The sequence below is a fragment of the Nitrospirota bacterium genome, assembly GCA_016214385.1.
GTDB lineage: Bacteria > Nitrospirota > Thermodesulfovibrionia > UBA6902 > JACROP01 > JACROP01.
Map to the genome: position 1 here is coordinate 1 of JACROP010000002.1, position 3,974 is coordinate 3,974.

The 3,974-nt window shown below is 44.3% G+C and carries 5 protein-coding genes; all 5 read right to left on the bottom strand.

Annotation, left to right across the window (positions count from 1 at the left end):
• The coding region (locus HZC12_00115) for a hypothetical protein (protein ID MBI5025141.1) at positions 1-437 on the bottom strand (437 nt) is incomplete at its 3' end.
• Positions 438-495: 58 nt separating this feature from the next.
• Complete coding sequence (gene alaC, locus HZC12_00120; GenBank protein ID MBI5025142.1) at positions 496-1,671, bottom strand: alanine transaminase; 1,176 nt, start codon at positions 1,669-1,671, stop codon at positions 496-498.
• A 27-nt stretch (positions 1,672-1,698) separates the two neighbouring features.
• Complete coding sequence (gene lipA / locus HZC12_00125; protein ID MBI5025143.1) at positions 1,699-2,553, bottom strand: lipoyl synthase; 855 nt, start codon at positions 2,551-2,553, stop codon at positions 1,699-1,701.
• An 86-nt stretch (positions 2,554-2,639) separates the two neighbouring features.
• A complete protein-coding gene (gene bioD, locus HZC12_00130; protein MBI5025144.1) occupies positions 2,640-3,329 on the bottom strand; it encodes a dethiobiotin synthase in 690 nt (229 codons plus the stop codon).
• A 3-nt stretch (positions 3,330-3,332) separates the two neighbouring features.
• Positions 3,333-3,824: a DUF2062 domain-containing protein gene (locus tag HZC12_00135; protein ID MBI5025145.1), complete on the bottom strand. Its 492-nt coding sequence runs from the start codon at positions 3,822-3,824 to the stop codon at positions 3,333-3,335.
• Between the last annotated feature and the right edge of the window lie 150 nt (positions 3,825-3,974).

Consider the following 3,974-nt stretch of genomic DNA (forward strand, 5'->3'; position numbering starts at 1 on the left):
ACAGGGTCTTTACTCACCATCCATGCAAAAATATATTTCTCATGAAGGAGCCTTTCGATCTCACCTGTTTCCCGGCGGATGTGAACCATCTCCTTTATGTTCCTTAATGTTTCTTCAAAGCGATTCATATCAACAGGCATATCAAAATACGCAGTTGCACCGTTCTTAATGGCTTCGATAGCAGTATTTTCTTCGTCTCGCTGTCCAATAAAAATAACTTCTGAACGGGGGTCTAATACCTTAAGCTTTGCCACAATATCGCTTATTCCCAAACCATAGGTATCAAACAAAAGGATGATATTGAAATGGCCTTTTTCTACAGCATCTAAGAGAAGTGCCCTTTCTTGCAGGTTGTGAACTTCAAATTCTTCCCCTGTGAAAAATTTTTTTATAGCTTCTGAGAATTCGTGTTTATCTAAGAGAACCTTAAGCCTCAAATTAACCCTCTTATCTTCTGATTATTTGGCAGAGCAGGCCCCGGTCAGATCAGCCCTCTTATCCCCTGTTCATTACTTTCTTTATTCCCCTTGCGGCCTGTTTTATTCTGTGTTCGTTTTCAACAAGGGCAAACCTTACAAAACTGTCTCCACCCTCGCCAAAACCTATGCCGGGAGAGACAGCAACACCTGCCTCTTTTATCAAAAGTTTGGAAAACTCAAGCGAGCCCATTTTTTTGAATGGCTCAGGGATAGGAGCCCACACAAACATTGTAGCCTTTGGCGGCTCAACAGTCCAGTTTGCCTTTCTGAGGCCATCTATCAAAGCATCCCTCCTCCTCTCATAAGTCTTCCTTATTTCTTCAACACAACCCTGGTCTCCCCTGAGGGCAATAATGCTTGCAATCTGGATTGGCTGAAACATTCCATAATCCAGATAACTTTTAATCTTTATGAGTGCGCCAACGATTTCTCTGTTACCAACGCAAAAGCCAACCCGCCAGCCGGCCATCGAATAGCTTTTGGTCAGAGAGAAAAACTCAACCCCTATACCTTTTGCGCCAGGGGCCTGCAAAAAACTCGGCGCCTTGTAGTTATCGAAAACAAGGTCAGCATAAGCAAAATCATGGATAACAATAATATTGTTCTCTTTTGCAAAATCAACAATCTTCTGGAAAAAATCAAGCCCCACACATGCTGTTGTAGGGTTGTGGGGAAAATTTATTATCAGCATCTTTGGCCTTGGCCATGTTGATTTAAATGCCTTCTGCATCTCATCGAAAAAGTCTATGCCCTTGCCGATTGGAATGCTCCTCACCTCGCCTCCTGCTATGATAACACTGTAAGGGTGGATTGGATAGGCAGGTGTTGGCGTCAGGACTACATCACCTGGCTCGACTGTAGCATAGGCCAGATGTGACAGTCCCTCCTTTGCCCCAATCGTGACCACCACCTCAGATTCAGGGTCAAGGTCAACATCAAATCGCCTCTTATACCACTCGCATATAGCCATCCTCAACTGTGTAATACCTTTTGATGCTGAATACCTGTGGTTTTTAGGATTCTGGGCAGCCTCAATAAGTTTGGCTACAATATGCTGGGGCGTAGGCAAATCCGGATTGCCCATTCCCAGATCAATAATATCCTCTCCCTTTCTCCTGGCCTCCATCTTCAGGTCATTGACTATCCCAAAGACATAAGGTGGAAGCCTCTTAATCCTGTTGAACTCAAACATTGTTTATGCCTCTTTTTCTCATTCTTATCACACCCTCCCCCTCGGGGAGACGAACAGCTCCCCTGCATCCATAGAGCTCCTGACAAGGGGCGATGAAGCCACAGTTTTAAAGCCCATTTTGAGGGCTATGTTCTTATATCTTTCAAAGGTTTCAGGTTTCACATATTCAACCACAGGAATATTTGCCTTGCGTGGCCTGAGATACTGGCCGATTGTCAAAAAATCACAATCCGCCTCGGCGGACAAATCTTCCATCATAGAAATTACCTCATGCTCCCTCTCCCCAAGGCCCAGCATAAACCCTGACTTTGTTTTTATATGTGGATAAAGGGTCTTCGCAATTTTTAAAACATCGAGGGATCGCCTGTAATCAGACTGTGGCCTTACAGCAGGATAGAGCCTCGGGACAGTTTCAATATTGTGATTGAATACATCAGGTCCTGCATCAAGCACGGTTTTTAAAGCAAACACGTCTCCTCTAAAATCAGGCGTAAGCACCTCGACTTTTATACCTGGATTTTTTTTTCTCAAAGCCTCTATTGTTAATGCAAACTGTCCTGCACCGCCATCAGGCAAGTCGTCCCGTGTTACTGAAGTTATTACAACATACCTGAGGCCGAGAGATCTGGAGGCTTCTGCTACTCGCTCAGGTTCATCAAGATCAGGATAAAACGGTGCTGCATGTTCTACAGCGCAGAAAGAGCAGTTTCTGGTACACCTGTCTCCAAGTATCATGAAGGTAACTGTATTTTTTGAAAAACATCGCCCCTGATTCGGACACCTCGCCTCTTCGCACACGGTTGAAAGCCCGTAATGCCTCAGCACACTTTTTGTTTTATGAGTGCCCGATGTCCTGACCTTTAGCCATTCTGGATGCCGCATAGTAATTAAGAAAATAACCGATTTTACTGGCATTGTCAAATAGCAGGAACTTCCGCACTTCTGCACTACTGAGCTTCAGTGCTTGGTTAAAGAGCCTCTGCAATTTTAAGAAAAATTCTCTTAAGCTGAGGGGTAAATGTTTTTGAAAAAGGCACAATGCCGAGGACAGGCACCTTCCCGAGCCTTTCTATTACCTGGGGATTCGTCTTTTCAGGAAGTCCCATTTTTGTCTTAACAGCACAATTTACTATCACCCCAAGGACAGCAAGCCCTCTATCTCTGGCAGCGTTAATAGTCAAAAGCGTATGGTTTATTGTGCCGAGGCCAGGCCTTGAAACAATAATTACAGGAAGTTTAAGTTTGCTTATTAAATCTATGAAAAGATAATCCTTATAAAGAGGCGCCATCAGTCCTCCTGAGCCCTCCACAACCGTAATATCATATTTGCTGGAAAGTCTCCTGTATGCAGAAAATATCTTCTTCTTCTGTATAATCACACCCTCAAGCTCGGCTGCGACTGCCGGTGCAAGCGGAAGCATCAATCTATAGGGGTTAACAATATCAAGCGGCTCATTTATGTCAGATGCCTCGATAAGTTTAATGGCATCCACAGGCATAAGTTTACCCTTTTCTATCCTGCATCCTGTCTCTACAGGCTTCATAACCCCGCATGTTGCGGGGTGCCCCATTTGCTTTAAAGCAGCCACAAGGCCGGCAGCAACAAATGTCTTGCCGACCCCTGTGTCTGTGCCTGTTATGAAAATGCCTTTATGCACCTCTCAGTTCTTACGTTGCACCGGATACCGTTTCTTTGTCTCTCTGTAAATCCTGACCAGTTTGAGTGTAATTATGTAGCCTGTAATGGCTAAAATAACAGTCAGAATCACATTTCCGATAATATATGGGAGAAGGATATCTTTGCCTATCAGCTCGCCGAGGCTCTTTGCGTTATTTTTATAAAGCTCCCATTCAGCCTGTATATTCGACCAACCCTTTCCGAGAAATAGCCCGCCAATTGCGTAACTCAACATCCAGAAAAAAGGAGCTACCCATGGGTTCATGATAAAGGTGCCCAGGATGGCTGAGAGCCTGTTAGCCCTGAGGAGAAAGGCAAGGCCGATAGCAAGGAAAGTTCCTATGCCAAATGTAGGGAGTATACCTAAGGCTATGCCAATGGCCATGCCGAGGGCTATTTTTTCAGGGGTATCGTCTATATCAATTATCTGGTGATAAAACTTCCTGAGTTTCTCCTTTATCTTTGAAGGGATCATCCCGCCTCTTTTTTAAGTTTCTTAAGAAATGGCTCAAGAAGGTCAATAGGCACAGGAAATATTATTGTTGAGTTTTTCTCAGTTGCAATTTCTGCCAGGGTCCCTAAGAATCTTAATTGCATTGCCATAGGCTGGGTGGCTATGATAGCT